This window comes from Streptomyces sp. NPDC012827 (genome assembly GCF_042900905.1).
Lineage (GTDB): Bacteria > Actinomycetota > Actinomycetes > Streptomycetales > Streptomycetaceae > Streptomyces > Streptomyces gulbargensis.
On record NZ_JBIBBY010000003.1, the window covers coordinates 475,649 to 495,775 of the forward strand.

The 20,127-nt window shown below is 74.6% G+C and carries 21 protein-coding genes and 1 pseudogene; 6 read left to right on the top strand and 16 right to left on the bottom strand.

Going from position 1 to position 20,127, the window contains the following annotated elements; all coding sequences use genetic code 11:
- Window positions 1–34 precede the first annotated feature (34 nt).
- The 8 genes from ACFY60_RS08680 to ACFY60_RS08715 form a co-directional block, all read right to left on the bottom strand.
- Entirely contained in the window at window positions 35–832 is a 798-nt protein-coding gene (locus ACFY60_RS08680; protein WP_388609001.1) for an ABC transporter permease, read from the bottom strand.
- Complete coding sequence (locus ACFY60_RS08685) at window positions 819–1,781, bottom strand: 2-aminoethylphosphonate ABC transporter permease subunit (protein WP_388609003.1); 963 nt, start codon at window positions 1,779–1,781, stop codon at window positions 819–821. Before ACFY60_RS08685 ends, ACFY60_RS08680 begins: the two co-directional genes overlap by 14 nt.
- A complete protein-coding gene (locus ACFY60_RS08690) occupies window positions 1,774–2,829 on the bottom strand; it encodes an ABC transporter ATP-binding protein (RefSeq protein WP_388609005.1) in 1,056 nt (351 codons plus the stop codon). The genes ACFY60_RS08685 and ACFY60_RS08690 overlap by 8 nt, the downstream gene beginning before the upstream one ends.
- Window positions 2,826–3,512 (bottom strand): phosphonatase-like hydrolase, encoded by a 687-nt coding sequence (locus ACFY60_RS08695; RefSeq protein ID WP_388609007.1) that lies wholly within the window; start codon window positions 3,510–3,512, stop codon window positions 2,826–2,828. The genes ACFY60_RS08690 and ACFY60_RS08695 overlap by 4 nt, the downstream gene beginning before the upstream one ends.
- A 5-nt stretch (window positions 3,513–3,517) precedes the next feature.
- Complete coding sequence (locus tag ACFY60_RS08700) at window positions 3,518–4,639, bottom strand: TIGR03364 family FAD-dependent oxidoreductase (RefSeq protein ID WP_388609009.1); 1,122 nt, start codon at window positions 4,637–4,639, stop codon at window positions 3,518–3,520.
- 135 nt (window positions 4,640–4,774) lie between these two features.
- Complete coding sequence (locus ACFY60_RS08705) at window positions 4,775–5,542, bottom strand: GntR family transcriptional regulator (protein ID WP_388609011.1); 768 nt, start codon at window positions 5,540–5,542, stop codon at window positions 4,775–4,777.
- A gap of 115 nt (window positions 5,543–5,657) precedes the next feature.
- Window positions 5,658–6,695 carry a hypothetical protein gene (locus ACFY60_RS08710; protein ID WP_388609012.1) on the bottom strand — a complete coding sequence of 346 codons (1,038 nt, stop codon included), beginning with the start codon at window positions 6,693–6,695 and terminating at the stop codon, window positions 5,658–5,660.
- A 124-nt stretch (window positions 6,696–6,819) separates the two neighbouring features.
- Entirely contained in the window at window positions 6,820–7,935 is a 1,116-nt protein-coding gene (locus ACFY60_RS08715; protein WP_388609013.1) for an ROK family protein, read from the bottom strand.
- 56 nt (window positions 7,936–7,991) lie between these two features.
- Between ACFY60_RS08715 and ACFY60_RS08720 the strand changes: the two genes are divergently transcribed.
- Together ACFY60_RS08720 and ACFY60_RS08725 are read left to right on the top strand one after the other, a co-directional pair.
- Window positions 7,992–9,119 (top strand): Gfo/Idh/MocA family oxidoreductase, encoded by a 1,128-nt coding sequence (locus tag ACFY60_RS08720; RefSeq protein WP_388609014.1) that lies wholly within the window; start codon window positions 7,992–7,994, stop codon window positions 9,117–9,119.
- Window positions 9,116–9,613 (top strand): heme-degrading domain-containing protein, encoded by a 498-nt coding sequence (locus ACFY60_RS08725; protein ID WP_388609015.1) that lies wholly within the window; start codon window positions 9,116–9,118, stop codon window positions 9,611–9,613. Before ACFY60_RS08720 ends, ACFY60_RS08725 begins: the two co-directional genes overlap by 4 nt.
- Here ACFY60_RS08725 and ACFY60_RS08730 read toward each other — a convergent pair.
- From ACFY60_RS08730 to ACFY60_RS08745, 4 genes are all read right to left on the bottom strand, one after another.
- A complete protein-coding gene (locus ACFY60_RS08730; protein WP_388609017.1) occupies window positions 9,579–11,138 on the bottom strand; it encodes a choice-of-anchor A family protein in 1,560 nt (519 codons plus the stop codon). The genes ACFY60_RS08725 and ACFY60_RS08730 overlap by 35 nt on opposite strands.
- A 156-nt stretch (window positions 11,139–11,294) precedes the next feature.
- Window positions 11,295–12,152 (bottom strand): fumarylacetoacetate hydrolase family protein, encoded by an 858-nt coding sequence (locus tag ACFY60_RS08735; protein ID WP_388609018.1) that lies wholly within the window; start codon window positions 12,150–12,152, stop codon window positions 11,295–11,297.
- A gap of 139 nt (window positions 12,153–12,291) precedes the next feature.
- On the bottom strand, window positions 12,292–13,047 hold the full coding sequence (locus ACFY60_RS08740; protein WP_388609019.1) for a YidC/Oxa1 family membrane protein insertase: 756 nt from the start codon (window positions 13,045–13,047) through the stop codon (window positions 12,292–12,294).
- A 177-nt stretch (window positions 13,048–13,224) separates the two neighbouring features.
- Window positions 13,225–13,518 carry a DUF6412 domain-containing protein gene (locus ACFY60_RS08745; RefSeq protein WP_388609020.1) on the bottom strand — a complete coding sequence of 98 codons (294 nt, stop codon included), beginning with the start codon at window positions 13,516–13,518 and terminating at the stop codon, window positions 13,225–13,227.
- A gap of 178 nt (window positions 13,519–13,696) precedes the next feature.
- Between ACFY60_RS08745 and ACFY60_RS08750 the strand changes: the two genes are divergently transcribed.
- The 4 genes and pseudogenes from ACFY60_RS08750 to ACFY60_RS08765 all read left to right on the top strand — a co-directional run bounded on the left by ACFY60_RS08750 (window position 13,697) and on the right by ACFY60_RS08765 (window position 16,024).
- Window positions 13,697–14,701 (top strand): SEC-C metal-binding domain-containing protein, encoded by a 1,005-nt coding sequence (locus ACFY60_RS08750; protein ID WP_388609021.1) that lies wholly within the window; start codon window positions 13,697–13,699, stop codon window positions 14,699–14,701.
- Between the two features lie 71 nt (window positions 14,702–14,772).
- Window positions 14,773–15,219, top strand: coding sequence for a very short patch repair endonuclease (locus tag ACFY60_RS08755; RefSeq protein ID WP_388609234.1), 447 nt, complete (start codon window positions 14,773–14,775; stop codon window positions 15,217–15,219).
- Window positions 15,212–15,553, top strand: a pseudogene (locus ACFY60_RS08760) (DNA cytosine methyltransferase); the annotation flags it as partial. The gene ACFY60_RS08755 and the pseudogene ACFY60_RS08760, both read left to right, overlap by 8 nt.
- 168 nt (window positions 15,554–15,721) lie before the next feature.
- A complete protein-coding gene (locus ACFY60_RS08765; RefSeq protein WP_388609022.1) occupies window positions 15,722–16,024 on the top strand; it encodes a hypothetical protein in 303 nt (100 codons plus the stop codon).
- A 119-nt stretch (window positions 16,025–16,143) separates the two neighbouring features.
- Here ACFY60_RS08765 and ACFY60_RS08770 read toward each other — a convergent pair whose 3' ends face one another.
- Genes ACFY60_RS08770 through ACFY60_RS08785 form a run of 4 tightly spaced genes read right to left on the bottom strand, consistent with a single transcriptional unit; the run spans window position 16,144 to window position 20,110 of the window.
- The gene (locus ACFY60_RS08770; RefSeq protein ID WP_388609024.1) at window positions 16,144–17,412 is read right to left on the bottom strand and encodes a DUF445 domain-containing protein; all 1,269 of its coding nucleotides are present in this window, start codon (window positions 17,410–17,412) and stop codon (window positions 16,144–16,146) included.
- A gap of 13 nt (window positions 17,413–17,425) precedes the next feature.
- Window positions 17,426–18,406: an ATP-binding cassette domain-containing protein gene (locus ACFY60_RS08775; RefSeq protein WP_388609025.1), complete on the bottom strand. Its 981-nt coding sequence runs from the start codon at window positions 18,404–18,406 to the stop codon at window positions 17,426–17,428.
- Between the two features lie 11 nt (window positions 18,407–18,417).
- A complete protein-coding gene (locus tag ACFY60_RS08780) occupies window positions 18,418–19,314 on the bottom strand; it encodes an ABC transporter permease (protein WP_388609027.1) in 897 nt (298 codons plus the stop codon).
- Window positions 19,307–20,110 (bottom strand): ABC transporter permease, encoded by an 804-nt coding sequence (locus tag ACFY60_RS08785; RefSeq protein WP_388609236.1) that lies wholly within the window; start codon window positions 20,108–20,110, stop codon window positions 19,307–19,309. Before ACFY60_RS08785 ends, ACFY60_RS08780 begins: the two co-directional genes overlap by 8 nt.
- Window positions 20,111–20,127 lie beyond the last annotated feature (17 nt).

A 20,127-nucleotide genomic window follows, 5' to 3' on the forward strand; every position in this document is an offset into this window, starting at 1 on the left:
TCGTTCTCTCCTGGGAGGTCGGCGGGGGGACACATCAGCGGTGGGTCGCTCGGGTACGGACGCGGGAGACGGCGAGCAGGACCAGCAGTGTCGTCGCCATGAGGACCACGGCGAGCGCGGAGCCGGTGAAGAGGGAGCCCCGGTCGGTGGCGGTGAAGACGAGCACCGGCAGCGGCAGCCAGTCCGGCGGGTAGAGCATCATCGTGGCGCTCAGCTCGCCCATCGACAGGGCGAAGCAGAGCCCGGCGGCCGCGCCCAGGGAGGGCAGCAGCAGCGGCAGTTTCACCCGGAGGAGGACGTACGCCGGGCGGGCGCCGAGACCGGCCGCCGCCTGCTCGTACGCGGGGTCGAGGCGGCGCAGGGCGGCCGATACCGACTGGTGGGCGAAGGCCGTCACGAGCACGGTGTGCGCCAGGATCACGATCCACGGCGTGCCGTTGAGGAGTACGGGCGGCCGGGAGAAGGCGACGAGGACGGCGAGGCCGACGACCACGGACGGCACCGCCAGCGGCAGGACGAACAGGGCGTCGAGGAACCGGCGGCCCCGGGCCCGCAGGGACGCCGCCGCCAGCGCCGCCCAGGTGCCGAGGGCGAGCGCGAGGAGGCTCGCGACGACGGCGGTGACCAGACTGGTCGTGAGGGCCTGGAGCGACGCGCCGCGCACGGCGGCCGTGTAGTGCCCGGTGGTCGGGCCGGAGGGGAAGGCGCCGGACCACTGGGTGGAGAAGGACGCGGCCAGGATGACGAGGAGGGGCAGGGCGAAGAGGGGGACGAAGAGGACCGCGAAGAGGGCCCACAGTGCCCATCGGCCCGTCCGGCTATGCACCAGCACGCTTGCTCACCACCCGGTAGAGGCCGTAGAGGCCCACGGAGACCGCGACGTTGACGACGGCGACCACGCACGCGGCGGCGTAGTCGGATTCGAGGACGGCCTTCGAGTGGACGAGCATCGGGAGGGTCGTGACGCCCTTGGCACCGGTGAAGAGGACGATTCCGAACTCGTTGAGGCACATGACCAAGACGAGGCTGCCGCCGGCGGCGAGGGCGGGCAGGGCCTCGGGCAGGATCACCCGCCGCACGATCCGGGCCGGCCGGGCGCCGAGTGAGGACGCCACCTCCAGCTGCGCGCCGTCCAGCTGGGCGAAGGCGGCCAGCAGCGGGCGCATCACGAACGGCGTGAAGTAGGTGATCTCGGCGAGGAGGACACCCCAGGGGGTGGTGAGGAACCGGAACGGCCCCTCGGCGGCGCCGGTGACGCCGGTCCACACCCCGTTGGCCATGCCGACCGTGCCGTACACGAAGAGGAGCGCGAGCGTGATCAGGAAGGACGGGAAGGAGAGGAAGACGTCCACGGACCGGGCGACGGCCCGGCCGCCGGGGAACGGTACGAAGGCGATGACCAGCGCCAGGAAGAAGCCGAGGACCAGGCAGCCGGCGGTGGCGCCCAGGGCCAGCAGGACGGTGGTGACGAGGGCGTCGCGGAAGGCCGCGGAGGCGAAGACCTGCGCGTACGCGCCGGGGACCAGGGACTCCTGGACGACGAGCGCCAGCGGGTAGAGGAAGACGAGGGCGAGGACGGCGACGGGCGGCAGCGCCCACACCCAGGCGGGCACGCTCCGAGGCGTACGGGGGCGGGCGGCGGGGGCCCGGGGCGAGGTGCGGGCGGGACGCCCCGGTTCCGCCGCCGCGTCCCCCTTCACCGGGCCCGTACCGGGGCCGCCGCCTGGGCCGGGGTCCGGTCCGGGAACGTACGCCGCCAGCTCCGGGCCCCGGCTAGCCATCGTTCACCCCCGCGGCGAGCAGGACGGCGTCCTCGGGCGCGAAGTGCAGGGTGACCTCGGAGTCCAGGACCGGGGTCTCCCGCAGCTCCCGTACGTCGGCCTTGACCCGGTGGCCGGCCACGTCGACGTACAGCCGGTGGGCGGCACCGCGCCACTGCACCTCGGTGATCCGGCCCCGGAGCGCGTTGGGGCCCTCGCCGAGGCCGACGAGATGCGGGCGGACGCAGAGGGTGGCGGCGGCGGAGGCGGCCCCGGTGACGGGAACGGGGACGTCCAGCGGCCGGCCGGCGAGGGTGACCCCGTCGGCGGTGACACGCACGGGCAGCAGGTTGGCGTCGCCGACGAAGGAGGCGGTGAACTCGGTGCGGGGCCGCCGGTACAGCTCCCGCGGGGTGCCGCAGTCCTGGAGGCGGGCCCGGTCCATGACGGCGATCCGGTCAGCCAGCGTCAGCGCCTCGACCTGGTCGTGGGTGACGTACAGGACGGAGACGCCGGGAAGTTCCCGGTGCAGCCGGGCGAGTTCGGCGAGCATTCCCGAGCGGAGCCGGGCGTCGAGCGCGGAGAGCGGCTCGTCGAGCAGGAGCACGTCCGGCCGGACGGCGAGGGCGCGGGCGATCGCGACGCGCTGCTGCTGCCCGCCGGAGAGTTCGCGCGGGTAGCGGCGGGCGTAGGCGGCCATGCCGGTCATCTCCAGGGCCTCGGCGACCCGTCCGGGGATCGCGGCCCTGGGCTCCTTGCGGGCCTTGAGCCCGAAGGCCACGTTGTCCGCGACCCGCAGGTGCGGGAAGAGGGCGTAGCTCTGGACGACCATGCCGATGCCCCGTTCGTACGGGGGCAGGTCGGTGACGTCCCGGTCGCCGATGAAGACGCGTCCGGAGGCGGGGCGGACGAACCCGGCGACGGTGCGCAGGGCGGTGGTCTTGCCGGAGCCGGAGGGGCCGAGGAGGGCCATGACCTCGCCCGGTTCGACGGTGAGGTCGAACGAGTCGAGGACGGTGGTGGTGCCGTAGCGGACGGAGACGTCCGCGAAGCGGATGCCGCTGGTCATGAGTCGTGCTCCGCGAGGAGGGCGGGGAGGGCGGCGACGGAGGGCAGGACGTGGGTGGCCCCGTGGGCGGTGAGCGCCGCCCGGTCGTGGGCGCCGGTCAGGACGCCCGCCACGATCCCGGCGCCGGCGCGGACGCCGGAGAGCATGTCGTACGAGGTGTCGCCGGCGACCGCGATCCGGCGCACGTCGTCGACGGCGCCGGTGCGGAGGAACGCGCCGAGGACCATGTCGGGGTACGGGCGGCCCCGGCCGCCGGTGTCGGCCGGGCAGAAGGTGAGGCCGACGAGCTCGCGCCAGCCGAGGGCGTCGAGGACGGCGTCCTGGGTGACGCGGGCGAAGCCGGTGGTGAGGACGACGGTCCTGCCCTGCTCCTGGAGAGTGGCGACGGCCTCGGCGGCGCCGGGGACCGGGGCGATCCTGCCGCCGGCGACGAGCTCTCCGTACGCCTCCTCGAAGGCGAGGTTGGCCTGCCGGGCGCGCTGTTCGTCGCCGCCGAGGAGGTGGCGGAAGACGGAGATCTTCGACTCGCCCATGGTGGCCCGGACGTGGCCGATCATCGCGGCCGGGTCCTCGCCGAGGCGTTCGGCGGCGACGGTGAAGGCCTGCTCGACGAGGCCGTCGTCGGCGACGGTGGTGCCGGCCATGTCGAGGACGACGAGGCCGTACGTGTTCTTCGTGCTCATGGGGTTCACCAGCCCAGTTCGTTCGCGGTCGTCTCGGCGACGGCGGGTGCGCAGGTCATGCCCCGGCCGCCGGGTCCGGTCACCAGCCACACGCCGTCGCGGACCCGCTGGCGGTGCACGACCCGGGCGGGGTCGACGCACTGCGCGTACACCCCGGCCCAGCGGCGCCTGATCCTCGGCAGCGGGCGGCCGAGGAAGGACTCGACGACGCGGGTGAGGTGCTCGTAGGGGTCTTCGGAGGTGTCGAAGGCGAAGGGGTGCTCGTACTCGTGGGTGTCGCCGATGGTCAGTCCGCCGTCGAGCCGCTGCACCATGAGCAGCTGCATCCGGTGGGCGGCGGCGGTGGGGTCCTGGGGCTGCCCGGCGTTGAGGGCGTCGAGCGCCGCGGAGGCGTAGGCCGGGTAGTAGCGGAAGGAGTCGGCGTCGGCGACGGAGGTGGTGAGCGGTTCGCCGAGCGGTTCGGTCTGCATCATCTGGAGGCGGACGCGCCGGACGGGGACGGGTCCCGCGACCTCGCGGACGAGGCCGGAGAGCCAGGCGCCGGTGCACAGGACGACGGCGTCGCCGCTGTGCACCTCGCCGTGGTCGTCGCGGACGGCGTGCTCGCCGGCCACGTCCCGGACCTCGCGGTGCGGGAGGAAGGTGTAGCGGCCGGTGGCGAGGAGGGCCTCGCGGAGGGCGAGCTGGGCGGTGCGGGGCTCGACGGCGGCGTCGCGCTCGCACCACAGGGCGGCCTCGAACGTGCCGCGCAGGGCCGGGTTGAGGGCGCGCGCCTCGGCCGGGGTGAGCAGCTTGTAGCCGCGGGCGGCGGCGTCGGGGCGGGCCACGGCGGCCTCGGCGACGGCCCGTTCGAGGTCGTTGCGTACGGGGGTGAGGGAGCCGTTCGCCCGGAAGCCGAGCCCGGGGACGCGGGCGCCGACGCCCTCCCACAGTTCGCGGGCCCGCAGGGCGGTCTCCAGCTCCTCCCCCGCCGCGCGGCCGCTCACCCAGATCTGGCCGAAGTTGCGGAGGGAGGCGCCGCGCGCCTCCGCCTCGCGCTCGATGTGTACGACCTCGTGGCCGCGTTCCACTGCGTGCCAGGCGTGCATGGTTCCCACCACGCCGGCTCCTACGACGATCACCTTCATGGCCGAAACGGTCCTGGGGGCCGGTGTCCTGGGCCGATCGGGCGGGCGACGGGACGGTGAACGACCCGCCAAGCTTGGACCAGACCCGTTACCTTTCCGTGATATGCCGTCAGGGGTGGGCAAGGGGCCTTCCGCTCAGTCCTGGCGGCCGAGGTGGGTGGTGAAGCTGAAGCGGTCGCCGCGGTAGAGGGTGCGGACCCGCTCCAGGGGCCGGCCGTCGGTGTCCCGGGAGAGGCGGTGCAGGAGCAGCATCGGCAGCGCGGGCGGGGTGCCGATGAGCAGGGCCTCGCGGGGAGTGGCGAGGACGGTCTCGATCCGCTCGTCGGCGTCGCCGAAGACGATGCCGAGCCGGTCGTGCAGATAGGCGTAGAAGGACGAGTCGGGGTCGAAGTCGGCGTCCAAGTGCGGCGCGCGGGCCACGGAGACGTACGTGCTCTCCAGGCCGACCCGCTCGTCGTCGGCGAGCAGCACCCGCTCCATGTGCCAGACGGGCTCGCCGCGCGCGGCCCCGACCTCGGCGGCCAGGGCCTCGGTGCAGGGGAAGCGGTCGAGCGAGACGAGGGTACGGCCGGGGCGGCGGCCCTGGCGGCGTACCCCCTCGGTGTAACTGGCCAGCGACAGGGGCTGTTCGAGCTTGGGCCCCGCGACGACCGTGCTCCGGCCCCGGCGGCGGAGCCGTCCCTCCAGGAGGAGTTCGCGCAGCGCCTGCCGGACGGTCTCGCGGGAGACCTCGTAGCGGACGGCGAGGTCGCGCTCGGTGGGCAGCGGACCGCCGTCGCCCAACTCGTCGATCAGGACGGAGATCCGGGCCTTGACGGCGTAGTACTTGGGCACCCGTCCGTGTTCCGGGACGCCGGAGCGGACGGGGGCGCCGGGGGTGGTCTGGTGGTTCACGGGATTCACGGCCCGATGGTCGCAGACGGGGGTGAACGGGAGGGTGTACGGAACGTGACCCTCGGGGGCGCGACGTCGGCCACGGGGTCCCCGGGCCCGAGCGGCGGGCTCCCGCGGCGCGGGGTCAGGGGTGGCGACGGCGGCGGGCCCCTCGGACCAGGAACGCGCCGGTGAGGGCGAGGGCGCCGGCGAGCGGGGCGAGAAGGAGGCCGTACTCCCGTCCTGTCAGGGCGAGTTCCCGGCTCGGGTCGTGGCCGTCCCCGGGCGGCGGGGAGCCGGAGGGCACCGGGGAGACGGTGGAGGACGGGGCGGGAGACACGCTGGGGACCGGTTCGCCGGGGGCGGTCCCGGTGGGTGGCGCGGGCGTCCGCCCGGGGTCCGCCGGCGGGGCGGAAGGGGACCGCGCCGGGCCGATGGCGAGCCGGTAGTCGCCGGACTGACCGACCCAGTCCCCGTCGGCGCCCCGCCGCTGGACCACGGCCGCGTTCACGACGACCTCGTCGGGGGCCGTGTCCGCGCGGAAGGCCAGCCGTACGGGGACGGTGAGGGTACGGCCCGGCGGCACCGTGAAGCCCTGGAAACCGGGGAACCCGCTGAACGCGCCGATGTTCTCGGCCTCCTCGGTCACCTCGAAGGCGACCGGATGCCAGCGGTCGGCCCGGGCGTCGTGGAACTCGAACCGGATGTGCTCCGGCCGCAGGGCCCGCCGGCGGTCGGTGAGGACGAGGACGGGGTGGATGCCGGTGCAGGGCGCGGCCGTGGTGTTGGTGAGGTCGAGTGTCCAGTCCTGGAGCGGGCCGCCGGCCGGGTAGGCGGCGGGGCCGCCGTGCAGCCGTGACACGAGCGGGAAGCCGACTCCCGCGACCGCGCCGCAGTCGGGAGCGGCCGGGGCCGGGACGGCGGGCGCGCCGGGGAGGGCGGGGGCTTCAGCGAGACCGGGGGTGGTGGGCCCGCCGGGGAGGGCGGGGGCGGCGGGTGGCGCGGGGGCCGGAGCCTGGTCAGGACGTGCGGCGGCGAGGCCGGGGGACAGGGGCAGCGCCAGGGCCAGGGCGACGAGCGGGGCCCTGAGCCAGGCGGTACGGGGCCGGGCGGGGGTCCCGGGGCGGGGGCCGGGGCGCGGCAGGGCTCGGGCGTTGCGCAGTCGCGGGGGTGCGGGTGCCATGGGAGGCGCCTTTGCTGCTCGGCGGACGTACGGGTCGGCCGCGACGCTGCCAGGCGCGCCGGGGCGGTCCGGGGAGCGACACCGTGCGGCACCCCGGACGGCCCGCCGAGTCCGCCCGATCAGCCTATTGTCCGAAGATCGGACCGAGGATGAGCCAGGCCGCCCCCTCCGCCACGGCCCGGGGGCCGGCCGCCACCGCGACCGGGGCCGGGAGTCCCAGCCCGGCGAGCACCGCCCGCACCCCGTCCGCGAACACCTCGGGCGCCGCGAGGACCACGCGCCCGCCCAGCAGCACCTGGTCGATGTCCAGGAGCCGTACGAGGTTGGCCGCGCCCGTACCCAGGATCCGGGCGGCCTCGCCCAGGTCGCCGCGCGCCACCGCCGCCAGACACAGGACCTCCAGGCATCCCCGGCCCCCGCAGCCGCACGGGGGCCCGTCGAGCTGGACGGTCTGGTGGCCCAGCTCACCGGCCCCGGTGCGGTCCCCGCGCAGGGGGACGCCGCCGAGTACGAGCCCGGCACCGAGCCCCGTACCGAGGTGCACGTACGCGAAGGAACCGGGGGCGGCGGGCCGCAGGGCGAGACCGAGCGCGGCGGCGTTGGTGTCCTTGTCGAGGACGACGGGCAGTCCGAGCCGCCGGGCCAGCTCGTCCCGTACCGGATGCCCGTCCCATGCCGGGAACCCGGTCACGCGCCCCGGCACCCCGGCCCGGTGGTCCAGCGGCCCGGGCATCGCGACCCCGACCCCGACCACGGCCCCCGCAGTCCCGCCGGCCCCGGAGCCGGCGGTATCGGCGCCGTCCGTGTCCGCTCCCCGGTTCAGCAGGGCGCGCACCTCCGACTCCACGGCGCCGAGGACCGGCCCGGCGCCCGCCCCGAGGTCCAGGGGACGGCGGCGTTCGGCCACGGTGGCGCCGGTGAGGTCGGCCAGGAGGACCGTCAGCTCGTCGCGGTCGAGGTGGACGCCGACGGCGTACCCGGCGGAGGGCACGAGCCGCAGGACGGTCCGGGGTTTGCCGCCGGTCGAGGCGCGCCGGCCGGCCTCCGCGACGAGTCCCTCCGCCCTCAGCCGGGCGGTGATCTTGCTGACGGCCTGCGGGGTGAGGCCGGTCCGGTCGGCCAGTTCCAGGCGGCTGATGCCCGGTTCGCCCGCCGTTCGGAGCAGGTCGAGGACGAGCGCCGCGTTGTGGCTGCGCAGCGCGGGCAGGTTGGCTCCGGCCGGGCCGAGATCCTTCTTCACGCGCCCATTGTCGCCTGTGCTTGCGGTTTGGCAACAGCGTTGCTTAAGTGGGAGCCATGACTGGTACAGGCACTGGCACGGGCCCGGGGCACGAGCACTCCCCCCACGGTCCCCGCCCTCTCCGCGTCGGCCTCGTCGGCTACGGCCTCGCGGGCTCCGTCTTCCACGCGCCGCTGATCGCCGCCTCCGCGGACCTCGATCTCGTCGCCGTCACCACCGGCAATCCGGAGCGCGCCGCCGCCGCCCGCGCCGCCCACCCCGGCGTCCGGGTCGCGGCCCGCCCCGAGGAGCTGTGGGAGGAGGGCGCCGACCCGCTGGACCTGATCGTGGTCGCCTCCCCCAACAAGACCCACGTCGCCCTCGCCGAGGCCGCCCTCAAGGCAGGGCTCCCCGTCGTCGTGGACAAGCCGCTCGCCGCCACCGCCGCCGAGGCGCGCGGCCTCGCCGCCCTCGCCGACGAGCGCGGCCTGCTCCTCTCCGTCTTCCAGAACCGCCGCTGGGACAGCGACTTCCGCACCCTGCGCGGCCTCCTGGACGCCGGCCTCCTCGGCGAGGTCCAGCGCTTCGAGTCCCGGTTCGAGCGCTGGCGCCCGCAGCCCAAGGGCGGCTGGCGCGAGTCCGGCGCCCCGGAGGAGATCGGCGGGCTCCTGTACGACCTCGGCAGCCACGTCGTGGACCAGGCCCTCGCCCTCTTCGGCCCGGCCGTCACCGTCTACGCCGAGTCGGACGTACGCCGCCCGGGCGCCGAGGCCGACGACGACACCTTCATCGCCGTCACCCACGCGAACGGCGTCCGCTCCCACCTGTACGTGAGCGCCACCACCGCCCAGCTCGGCCCCCGCTTCCGGGTCCTCGGCCGCACGGCGGGCTTCGTGAAGTACGGGCTCGACCCGCAGGAGGCCGCTCTGCGCGAGGGCCTGCGGCCCGGCCCCGACGCGCCGGACTGGGGGGCCGAGCCCGAGGAGCTGTGGGGCCGGCTCGGCGCCGGCGAGTCCCCGCTGACCGGCGGCGGCGACCCGGTCGAGTCACTGCCCGGCGACTACCCGGCGTACTACGCGGCCGTCGCCGCCGCCCTGCGCGGCACCGGCCCCAACCCGGTCACCGCGCACGAGGCCGCCGCCGCGCTCGACGTCCTGGAGGCGGCACGGCGCTCCGCCCGCGAGCGCGTGACGGTGACCCTGTGAGCGCCCCCGGCTTCCCGGACGTGGCGGCCCTGGAGGCCCAGGAGGCACGCCTGGTCCTCCCCCGGTTCACGTACGAGGACGCCTGGGTGCTCGGCAGCCTGCTCGTCGGGCTGGCCCGGGAGCGGCGGGCACCCGTGGCCGTCGACATCCGGCGCGGACCGCAGCAGCTGTTCCACTGCGCGCTGCCGGGGTCGAGCGCCGACAACGACGCCTGGATCGACCGGAAGCGGCGGGTGGTCGAGCGGTACGGCCACAGCTCCTTCCTGGTCGGTGCCCGCTTCCGCGCCAAGGGGACGACGTTCGAGCAGTCCTCGCGCCTCGACCCCGACCGGTACGCCGCGCACGGCGGTTCGTTCCCGGTCGCGGTCGAGGGCGTGGGCGTGATCGGCTCGGTCACGGTCTCGGGACTGCCGCAGGCCGAGGACCACGCTCTGGTCGTCGAGGCGCTGGAACGCTTCCTCAGCTCGTCCGGAGACGCCGGCGCCGACGGCTGACGGCGACGAGCGCGCCACCGGCGAGGGCCAGGCCCAGGGCGGTGGCACCCATGACGACCTCGCCCGTTCCGGCACCGGTGTCGGGCAGTTCGCCGTCCGGTCGGTGGCCCCCGCCCCCGGTGGAACCTCCGTGGCCGCCGGTGTCACCTCCGGTGCCGCCGGTCGTGCCGCCGCCGGTCGTGCCACCGCCGGTCGGATCGGTCGGACTCGGGGTCGGGTGTGTCGGACTCGGCGTCGGCTCGGTCGGGGTCGGGACGTCCGGTGTGGGGTCCGTAGGGGTCGGCTCGGTCGGGGTGGGGACGTCCGGCGTGGGGGTGGTCGGGGTCGGCTCGGTCGGCGTGGGGACGTCCGGTGTAGGAGTCGTCGGGGTCGGCTCGGTCGGCGTGGGGACGTCCGGCGTGGGGGTCGTCGGCGTGGGGGTCGTCGGGGTGGGGGTCGGGACCGGCTTCTCGCACGAGGGCAGGTCGCCGTCGAACGGATAGGCGTGCAGCTCCTGTCCGCCGCCGCGCCCGGGCTCCGAGGCGTGCGTGAGGTCCCCGGTGGTGAAGAAGCGGCCGTTCATGCCGGGCATGGTCACGGTCGTGGCACTGGCCTGGTTGCCGATCAGCACGCTGCCCGCGAACTGGGCCGTGCCCTCGAACGTCACCTTCGTCGCGTCCGGGAAGTTCCACAGCACCCGCTCGCGCAGGCCGTACGGCAGCCCGCCGATGAACGAGTCGACGGTCCGGTCCGCGCCGAGCACGTTGACCAGCACGGTCGCCCCGGCCGGGATCCGGTCGAACCGGATGCCCTGCTGACCGCCGCGCGCCGACTCCAGGTCGAAGTCGACGGTGAAGACCTGGAGCGCCGAAGTGCCGTCACCGGTGAAGAGGGTCTCGTAGTCGTTGTTGACGGCGGTGCCGGTGGCCGGGCGGGAGCGGCCGTCGACGTACGCGTAGCACCGGCTGGCCGCGGTGAGCCGGTCCCGCAGGTCGGTGTACGGTCCGGCGGCGGTCGCGTCCTGGACCGGGGCCGGCGCGACGGTGCCGGCGAGGGTGCCCCCGTACCGTACGACGCCGTGGACCGCGCCCTCCTCGGCGAGCAGCCGCTGCCCGCCGGCCACCGCGAGGTTCCCGCCGACGGTGAGGAAGTCGCTGCCGTCGTCGGGCGGGACGCGGGAGCCGACGCCGGCGACGCCGACGTTGTAGACGGCGGACGCGCCGGCCCGCTTCCTCTGGTCGAAGTCGCCGAGGACGACGACCTTCCCCTCGGCCTCCGCCGCGGCCTCGCGGACGCGGAAGTCGCCGCCGACGAAGACGTTGATGTTGTTGTCGCGGTGGTCGATCCGGCCGTTGTTGACGTCGGGGTACGCGGACGGGCAGTTGCCCGGCTTGCACGGCCCGAGCCCGCCCGGCAGCGGATCGGCGGCCCCGGGGGCGGCGAGGGTTCCGACGAGGGTGGCGGCGCCGGCCACGGCGAGGGCGGCGGAGACGGTCGTACGGCGGAGAGCCCGCCGCCCTCCCCGTGCGGTCTTCGTTCTATCCATACATCGCAATATGCAGAAGAACGGACAAAATGAACGGAGCCTCGCGCGCGGCGCGCACCGATTCCGCGCGCCGGACGGCGAGCCGTCCGGCCGTACGGGCGAACGCCCGGCCGGCGGAGGACGCACGGTCGCGTCCAGCCGCCGCGCCCGGGCCCCTCAGGCGCTCTTGAGCTCCTGGCGCTGGCGGCCGAGGCCGTCGACCTCCAGCTCCACCACGTCGCCCGGCCGCAGGTACGGCTTGGGCTCCGGCTGCCCCATGGCGACGCCCGCCGGCGTACCGGTGTTGATGATGTCGCCGGGGTGGAGGGTCATGAACCGGCTCACGTACCGGACCACTTCCGCCACCGGGAAGATCTGGTCGGAGGTGTGGCCGTCCTGCTTGAGCTCGCCGTTGACCCACAGGCGCAGCCCGAGCGCCTGCGGCTCGGGCACCTCGTCGGCGGTCACGAGCCAGGGGCCGAGCGGGTTGAAGGTCTCGCAGTTCTTGCCCTTGTCCCAGGTGCCGCCGCGCTCGATCTGGAACTCGCGCTCGGAGACGTCGTGGGCGACCGCGTATCCGGCGATGTGCGCGAGGGCCTGCTCGTCGGTCTCCAGGTAGCGGGCGGTGCGGCCGATGACGATCGCCAGCTCGACCTCCCAGTCGGTCTTGAGGGAGCCGCGCGGGACGAGAACCGTGTCGTCCGGGCCGACGACGGTGTCGGCGGCCTTGAGGAAGACGACCGGCTCGGCCGGGGTGGCCTGGCCGGTCTCGGCGGCGTGGCCGTGGTAGTTCAGCCCGATGCACACGACCTTGCCGATCCGGCCGACCGGCGGGCCGATCCGCAGGCCGGTCGCGTCGAGCGCGGGCAGCACCCCGGCGCCGGCGGCGGCCCGTATCCGGTCGAGCGCGGAGGCGTCGGCGAGCAGACTGCCGTCGATGTCGTCGACGAGGGCGGACAGGTCGCGGAGGGTTCCGTCCTGGTCGAGCAGGGCGGGACGCTCGGCCCCCGCCGGGCCGACACGCAGCAGCTTCATGGTCTTCTCCTTGTGGTCGAGGTGGGCCCGGGAGGTGGGCCCCGAGGTGCCCCGGCCGATGGAGTGCGGCCATCGGAGGATTGGTCGATCCTCCAAGAGAACGGGTCACTCGGCAAGACCCCGTTCACACCCTGGACCCTTACGCGCGAGTAGCCGGGCCGTCCTGGGCCGGTGCGGGGCGGGAGCCGGAGCCGGCCTCCGCGCGGAAGAGGAAGGCCCGTTCCGCGACGGTCCAGGCGGTACTGGTGAGGACGTAGAGGGCGGCGGCGAGCGGGACGACGGCGACCGTGACGAGCGTGGCGAAGGAGAGCAGCGGCATCACCTTGGCGATGGTGTCGGCGCCGGGCGTGGGCTGCCCCAGGTCGAGCGGCTGCTCGGCGAGCTGCCGCTTCGTACGGCGGTAGTTGACGACGGCGACGACGGCGGTGAGCGCGAGGACGGCGAGGTGGACCCGCCCGGCCGGGCCGAAGGGACCGCCGTGGGCGAGGGCGTCGATCCAGCTGTCGCCGAGCGGGGCGGCGAGGAGGGCGTGCCCGGCCATCCGGTCCCCGGCGAACAGGTGGTACATGAGGAGGAACGCGGGCGCCTGGATCAGGCTCGGCAGGATGCCGGCGAAGGGCGACACCTTCTCCTTCGCGTGCAGCTCCATGACCGCCTTCTTGAGGCGCTCCGGGTTCTTGGCGTACCGCTTGCGGAGGGCGGCGAGCTGCGGGGCGATCCGGGTGCGGGCCTGCTGGCCGCGGGCGGCGGCGCGGGAGAGCGGGTGGACGGCGAGCCGCACGAGCGCGGTGAAGAGGACGATCGCGGCGGCGGTGGCGGTGGAGGCGAAGAGGGGCTGGAGCAGCTCGGCGAGCCGCTGGACGAGGGTGGCGAAGACATCGAGGAACGCGGACATGGAGAAGCCCTCCGTGGGATCTCGTCGTGCCGGGCGAGGAGCGGTTCTCGGCATGACGGTTCCGCGTGAGCCCCTACGGGGGCCGGGAGGACCATGGGACGGTGACATCACCGGATCATGGAATTTCCGGATGTACCAGGGCTTTCCGGTGTCCGGACCGCCCCTGCGGCGGGCTCCCTACGCGGCCGTCGGGAGGGGACGGCCGGGAGCCCGAGGTCTGCGCCGGCCCGCGGCGTCGGGATCACGCTGGGGCAGGAAGGCGGTGCGGCGCTCGCGGTCGCGCAGGACGGTACGGATCCGGGTCGGCGGTACGGCGGGAGCCGTACGGGCCCCGGTGAGCGCGCAGAGGACGGCGGTCGCGGCGAGGGCGACGGCGGTGGAGAGCGCGGCCCCGTCGGAGAGGAGCAGCTCGGCGAGGGCGAGCAGGCAGAACAGCGGCGCGGCGACGCGCAGGAGCGCACTCCCCGCCATGTCCCCCACCCCCTGGTCGTCCCGCGGGCCCCCTCGCGTGGCCCCCTGCCTCTGTGGACGCGCGACGGCGGCCGGAAGTTCCCACCGCACCCGCACGCCGTGCGCCGCCCCTGTCCGCCGGGCGCCACAAGTGCGGGGGCGCCAACTCTCGCGGCCCGTACAGCAGTACGGTGAGAGCATGCGCCCCGACACGCCTGCAGCCCACATCACCGAAGCCGAGCGCCTGCTGCGTACCGCCACGCAGTACCCCAGCGACCGCGAGCCCCTGCTGCTCCAGGCCGCGGCCCACCTGGAACTGGCGGGCGACCGCCCGCGCGCGTCGACGCTCTACGACTCCCTCCTCACCGGCACGCCCGCGCAGCCGCACCTGATCAGGGCGCTGAAGGCGGCGAACCTGTGGGAGTACGGCCACGAGGCGGAGGCCCGCGCGATCATCGACGGCCTGCGCCGGGAGAAGCCCTCGGACGCGGCGCCGTGGGAGATCGCGGCGGAGACGCTGGAGGCCCACGACGAGCTGGAGGCGGCGCAGGCCACGCTCACGGAGGCGGCCGGCCTCCTCGCGGCCGGCCCCGTCGCGGAGGACCTCCCGCACGCCACCCGGTCTCTGCTCACCACCCGCCACCGCGTGCGCCGCATGCTGGCCCTCCCCCACGACGACTGGGACGACCTGGCGGACCGCCTCCACACGGCCGAGGTCCCGCTGGACGAGCTGCACGACCCGAAGCGCCTGTGGTCGCTCGGCTCCTCGGACCCGGCCGAGCTGCGGGCCGAGATCACCCGCCTCCGCTCGGAGCTGGGCACCTACCGCACGGCCCTCTCCCGCCCCTTCCCGGTCGCCGTCCTCCACTGGCCGGAGGCCGAACTCGACGAGCTCCTCGCGGCCTACCCGGAGCTGGAGGCCGAGTACCCCACGTACCGCGCGCACCTCACCGACATCGAGGCCTCCCTCCGCGAACTCGCCCAGGCCGGCACCCCGAACCTCGGCATCGTCCCGGCGACCGTCCCCTCCTACGAGGCCTTCGCCGCCTCCGAGGCCTCCTCCCCCGCCAACGCCGACCTCCTCCCCCAGTACGCCACCACCCTCGCCGCCCGCGGCCGCGCCACCCCCTGGCCCCCGGCCCGCGGCGCGTCCTGCTGGTGCGGCTCGGCGGAGACGTACGGGAAGTGCCACGGGGCGGAGTAGCCGGAGGCCCCGTCCGGCACAATGCACACGTGTCCCCAGCCGTCCCCTCCTCTCCCGCCGTCTCGGCCCGCATGAGCCGCCAGGCCAGGCGAGACACCGCCGCCGAGGTCATGGTCCGCCGCCTGCTCCACGCGGCGGGACTGCGGTACCGCGTCAACGTGCCCGTCCCGGGCCTGCCACGCCGCACCATCGACATCGCCTGGGGAGGCGCCAGGATCGCGGTCTTCCTGGACGGTTGCTTCTGGCACGGCTGCCCGCTGCACGCCACCCACCCCAAGGCGAACGCGGAGTGGTGGCGAGCGAAGCTGGACAGGAACATGGCGCGAGACCGGGAGACGACCGAACACCTGATAGCTCAGGGTTGGGTGGTGCTCCGCTTCTGGGAGCACGAGCCGGCGGAGGAGGTCGCGGCGACCGTGCGCGCGGCGGTGGACCGGGCGAGAGCCGACCGCACCCGGTCGAGCCGGACCGATCGCGACCAGGACCTCCGGAGAACAGGACGGCCGTCGGATGAGTGATCCCCTGAGATTCGTGGACGTCTGCTCCGGCGCGGGCGGCCTGGCATCGGGCCTGGAGAGCGCGGGCTTCTCGCCGGCGCTCCTCCTCGACAACAAGCCCCAGGCGTGCGAGACACTCCTGGCCAATCGACCGCGTTGGAACGTGCTCCGCGAGGACCTCGTCGACTTCCTCCCGGAGGAGCATCCGGAGAGCCTGGACGTCGACCTCCTGTCGGCAGGACTGCCTCGGGTGCGTGCCTCCGCCGCCGTACGACGAGCCGACAGCGACGAGGAGCTACGCCTTCTCCGCGCGACGATCTACCTGGTCCACTCGATCCGACCGCGCGCCCTGCTATAGGAGCAAATGCCGCCGCGGAAGGGATCCTTCACCGACGTGCTGTCCTGATGGACGGCGAGGGCGTCGCCCCTCACCCCTGTCCCCTCACTCACCGGCCACGTCCGGGACAACGGGGCCTCGCTAGGCTCGGACGGAGAAGCGTCCGATCGAACACGAGGTGACCCCATGTCCCGCATCCCCTCCTCCGCCGTTGCCGCCGCCGGGCTCGTCGGGGGTTATGCCGTCGCGCGGTGGACGAAGAAGCGGCCCCTCGGCGGTGTGGTGCTGGCCGTGGCCGGTGGGGTGGCCGCGCGGGAGTGGCAGCGGGTGGGTGGGGTGAAGGCCTCCGTGGGGCTGTCGTCCGCCTATGTCGCCGCCTTCGCCGGGTCGCACCCGCTCGCCAAGAAGATCGGGGCCTGGCCCGCGGTGTTCTCGGTGGCCGGGGCCGTCGCCGCGGCCTCCTGGGCCGCGACCCGCGACCGCGGCTGAGGCACCCGGAGGGCCGGACGCCAGACGGGCAGCCCCCGGGCCGCCCCTGCCAGGGGCCCTGCCACCACTGGGACCCCGCCCAGCCCCCGCCCCCACGAAGGCCCCCCCCGCCCCGGGCCCTACGCCCCCGCCGCCCTGCTCAAGGTGTGGATGAGGAGGCCGGCGAGGGCGCCGACCACCGTGCCGTTGATGCGGATGAACTGGAGGTCGCGGCCGATGTTGGCCTCGATCTTCCGGGAGGTCTGGGCGGCGTCCCAGCCCGCCACCGTGTCCGTGATCAGCGAGGTGATCTCGGTGCGGTAGGTGGTGACCAGGTACGTCGCCGCCGACTCGACCCAGGTGTCGACCTTGCCCTGGAGGCGGGCGTCCGTCGACAGGCGCCGGCCCAGGGAGATCAGCGAGGCGCGGGCGCGCAGGCGGAGCTGGCTGTGGTCGTCCTCGGCCGCGGCGAGGACGAGGGCGCGGACGGAGGACCAGGCGGAGGCGATGATGTCCTGGACCTCGGGGCGGGCGAGGAGGTCGCCCTTGAGGCGTTCCACGCGGGCGCGGGTGTCCGTGTCGGCCTGGAGGTCGGCGGCGAAGTCGGTGAGGAAGCGGTCGATCGCGCCGCGCGCCGGGTGCGCGGGCATGTCCCGCATCTCCGTGACGAACCGGAGGAGCTCGCGGTAGACGCGCTCCCCCACCTTGCGGTCGACGAAGCGCGGGGTCCAGCCGGGGGCGCCGCCCTGGACCGCGTCCATGACCGAGTCCCCGTGGGTGACGAGCCAGTCGTGGGCGCGGGTGCAGACGAGGTCGACGGCCCGGCGGTGGGCGCCGTCGGTGACGAGCCGGTCGAGGGTCTTGCCGAGGCCGGGCGCGATCTCGGCCGCTTCGGCGCGGCGGGTGATGGCCTCGCCGACGACGGCCTGGACGTCGGCGTCCCGCAGCACGGTCAGCGCGCCGCGCAGCGCGGTGGAGAGTTCGGAGGTGACCCGGTCGGCGTGGGCCGGGTCGGAGAGCCACCCGCCGAGCCGGCGGCCGATGCCCAGGGCGTGCAGCCTGCCGCGTACGACGTCGGCCGACAGGAAGTTCTCCCCGACGAACGCCCCGAGGGAGGTGCCCAGCTGGTCCTTCTTCTTCGGGATGATCGCCGTGTGCGGGATCGGCAGCCCCAGGGGGTGCCGGAAGAGGGCGGTCACCGCGAACCAGTCCGCGAGCGCGCCGACCATGCCGGCCTCGGCCGCCGCGGCGACGTACCCCGCCCAGGCGCCCGCGCCGGAGTGCTCGGCCCAGGTCGCCAGGGCGTAGATGACGGCGACCGCGCCGAGCAGCGAGGTGGCCAGCGCCTTCATGCGCCGCACCCCTCTGCTCTTCTCCGCGTCCGCCGCCGTGTACGAGAAACTCACCATGGACTCGACCTCCCTACGTGAGGGACTCCCGGCGGTCCTCCCGAGTTCCCCCGTACATCTTCGCGATCACCGTCTCGATGTCGGGTTCCCGCACCGAGAGGTCCACCAGCGGGTAGGCGGCGGCGACCGCGGCCACCAGGGGCGCGGCCGAGCAGGTGGCCGGGAAGGCGAGCCACTGCCGCGGCCCCTCGGCGCGGACGAAGCGGGCGCCCGGCACGTCCTCGATGGGCGGCATCGCGGTGGCCAGGTCGACGACCAGGAGCCGTTCGCCGCCGCCGGACTCGTGCAGGCCGGTCAGATCGCCGTCGTACATCAGGCGCCCGTGGTCGATGACCATGACGCGGGAGCAGAGCTGTTCGATGTCGGTGAGGTCGTGTGTGGTGAGGAGGACGGTGGTGCCGCGGCCGGCGTTGAGTTCGCGCAGGAAGGACCGCACCCGCGTCTTGGACACGATGTCGAGGCCGATCGTCGGCTCGTCGAGGTAGAGCACGTCCGGGTCGTGGAGGAGGGCGGCGGCGATGTCGCCGCGCATCCGCTGGCCGAGGGAGAGCTGCCGTACGGGCACGTCGAGGAGGTCGCCGAGCTCCAGGAGCTCCACGCACCGGTCGAGGTTCTCGCGGAAGCGGGCGTCGGGCACCTGGTACATGCGGTGCACCAGCCGGTACGAGTCGCGCAGCGGCAGGTCCCACCAGAGCGTCGTGCGCTGCCCGAAGACGACGCCGATCCGCCGCGCGAGCCGGGTCCGCTCCCGCGCCGGGTCGATGCCGGCGACGCGCAGCCGGCCGCCGCTCGGGGTGAGGATGCCGGTCAGCATCTTGATGGTGGTGGACTTCCCGGCGCCGTTGGGGCCGATGTAGCCGACCATCTCGCCGCGTTCGACGCCGAAGGTGATCCCGTCGACGGCGCGGACCTCGCGCTTCTCGCGGCGCAGCAGGCCCGCCCGGCGGCGGACCGTGAAGACCTTCTCCAGGGAGTCGAGTTCGATGAAGGGCACGGTCGGTCTCCTCAGCTTCCTGTCGAACGGTACGAACGGACGCCGGCCCGCCAGGCGAGGCCGGCGAGCCCGCAGCAGACCAGGGCGACCGCCGGGGAGGCGAAGGCCGCCCAGGACGGCACCCCGGCCGGGGCCGGCCGCCCGAGCACGTACAGGGCGGGCAGCCAGCTCACGAACGCCAGCGGGACGACGTACACGACCCCCCGCACCAGCTCCTGCGCGAAGATCGTCGGCGGGTACTGGAGCAGGGTGTTCCCGCCGTAGGTGAAGGAGTTGGTGACCTCCGCGGCGTCCTGGATCCAGAACTGCGCGGACGCCCCGACCACCATCACCGCCATGAAGATCACCGCCCCGCACACCACCGTCACCGGCACCAGCAGCACCTTCAGCGGGGTCCAGGTGACGCCGTCCAGGAGCAGCAGGCCCCAGACGAGCACGACCAGGCCCTGCGTGACCCGGCCGAGCCGCCGCAGCGCGAACCCGTCGGCGGCCACCTGGGCGAGCAGCGGCGCCGGCCGGAGCAGGAAGGTGTCGAGCGAGCCGTCCCGCACCCGCCGCCCCATCCGCTGCAGGGAGCCCATCGTGAGGTCGGCGAGCCCGAAGGACGTGCCGGCCGTGCCGTAGAGGAAGGCGACCTCGGCGAAGGCGAAGCCGCCGAGGCCCTCGACGTGACCGAACATCAGCAGGATGACGACGAAGTCGAAGAAGGTGACGCAGAAGGAGGAGAAGAGGGTCAGGGCGAAGGAGGAACGGTACGTCATCGTCGACCGGATCCACATGCCGGCGACCATCCGGTACGTACGCCAGGCCTCGCCGCCCCGGCGCACGAACCGCGCCCGCTCCGGACCGGCCATCCCCGCCACCCCCTCGCGCCTCCCCACCGGCTCCGCCGCCGTCCGCTCAGCCACCCTGCACCACCACCTTGCGCGTCGCCGCGGCCTGCGCGGCCCGGCCGGCGGCCAGCAGGACCAGGGCCCAGCAGCCCTGGAAGGCGTACGCCCCCACCAGGCCGCCGCCGTCCCCGTACCGGCCGAGGTAGACGTCCGCCGGGACCTGGAGGAGCGAGGCCCAGGGCAGGACGCGTGCCAGGTCACCGAGAGCGCCGGGGAAGACGTTGAGCGGAAGGAGCATCCCGGAGAAGAACATCCCGCAGAGCCAGGCGGCCTGCGCGACGCCCTGCCCGTCGAGGAGCCAGAAGGCGCTCATCGCCACCAGGTACCAGATCGCGAAGCCGACGAGGGAGCCGAGCGCCACGGAGAGCAGGAAGGCGGCCCAGCGGCCGGGCCCGTCCGGGAGCGTGAAGTCGAAGACGAGCACGCCGATCACCATGGGGGCGGCGCCCCGTCCGAGCAGCTGGAAGGCGCAGCGGCCGGCGTTGGCGGCGAGCCACCAGGCCTGGAGGTCGGCGGGACGGTGGAGGTCGACGGCGATGTCACCGGTCCTGACCCGTTCCATGAGCTCGGTCTCGAAGCCGCCGCCCATGAGGCCGCAGACCGTGAGCAGGGCCTGGCCGATCCACACGTAGGCGAGGGCGTCGTCGACCGAGTAGCCGCCCAGCCGAGGGCGTTCGTCCCACAGGGCGATGTAGGTGTACGAGAGGACCAGACCGAAGACCGAGTTGGTGAAGACGCCCGCCGCCGTGGCGACCCGGTAGGTGGCGTGGCGCCGGAAGCCGCCCGCGGCGACCGTGGCGTACAGCCGCAGACGCGGCACGGTGAACC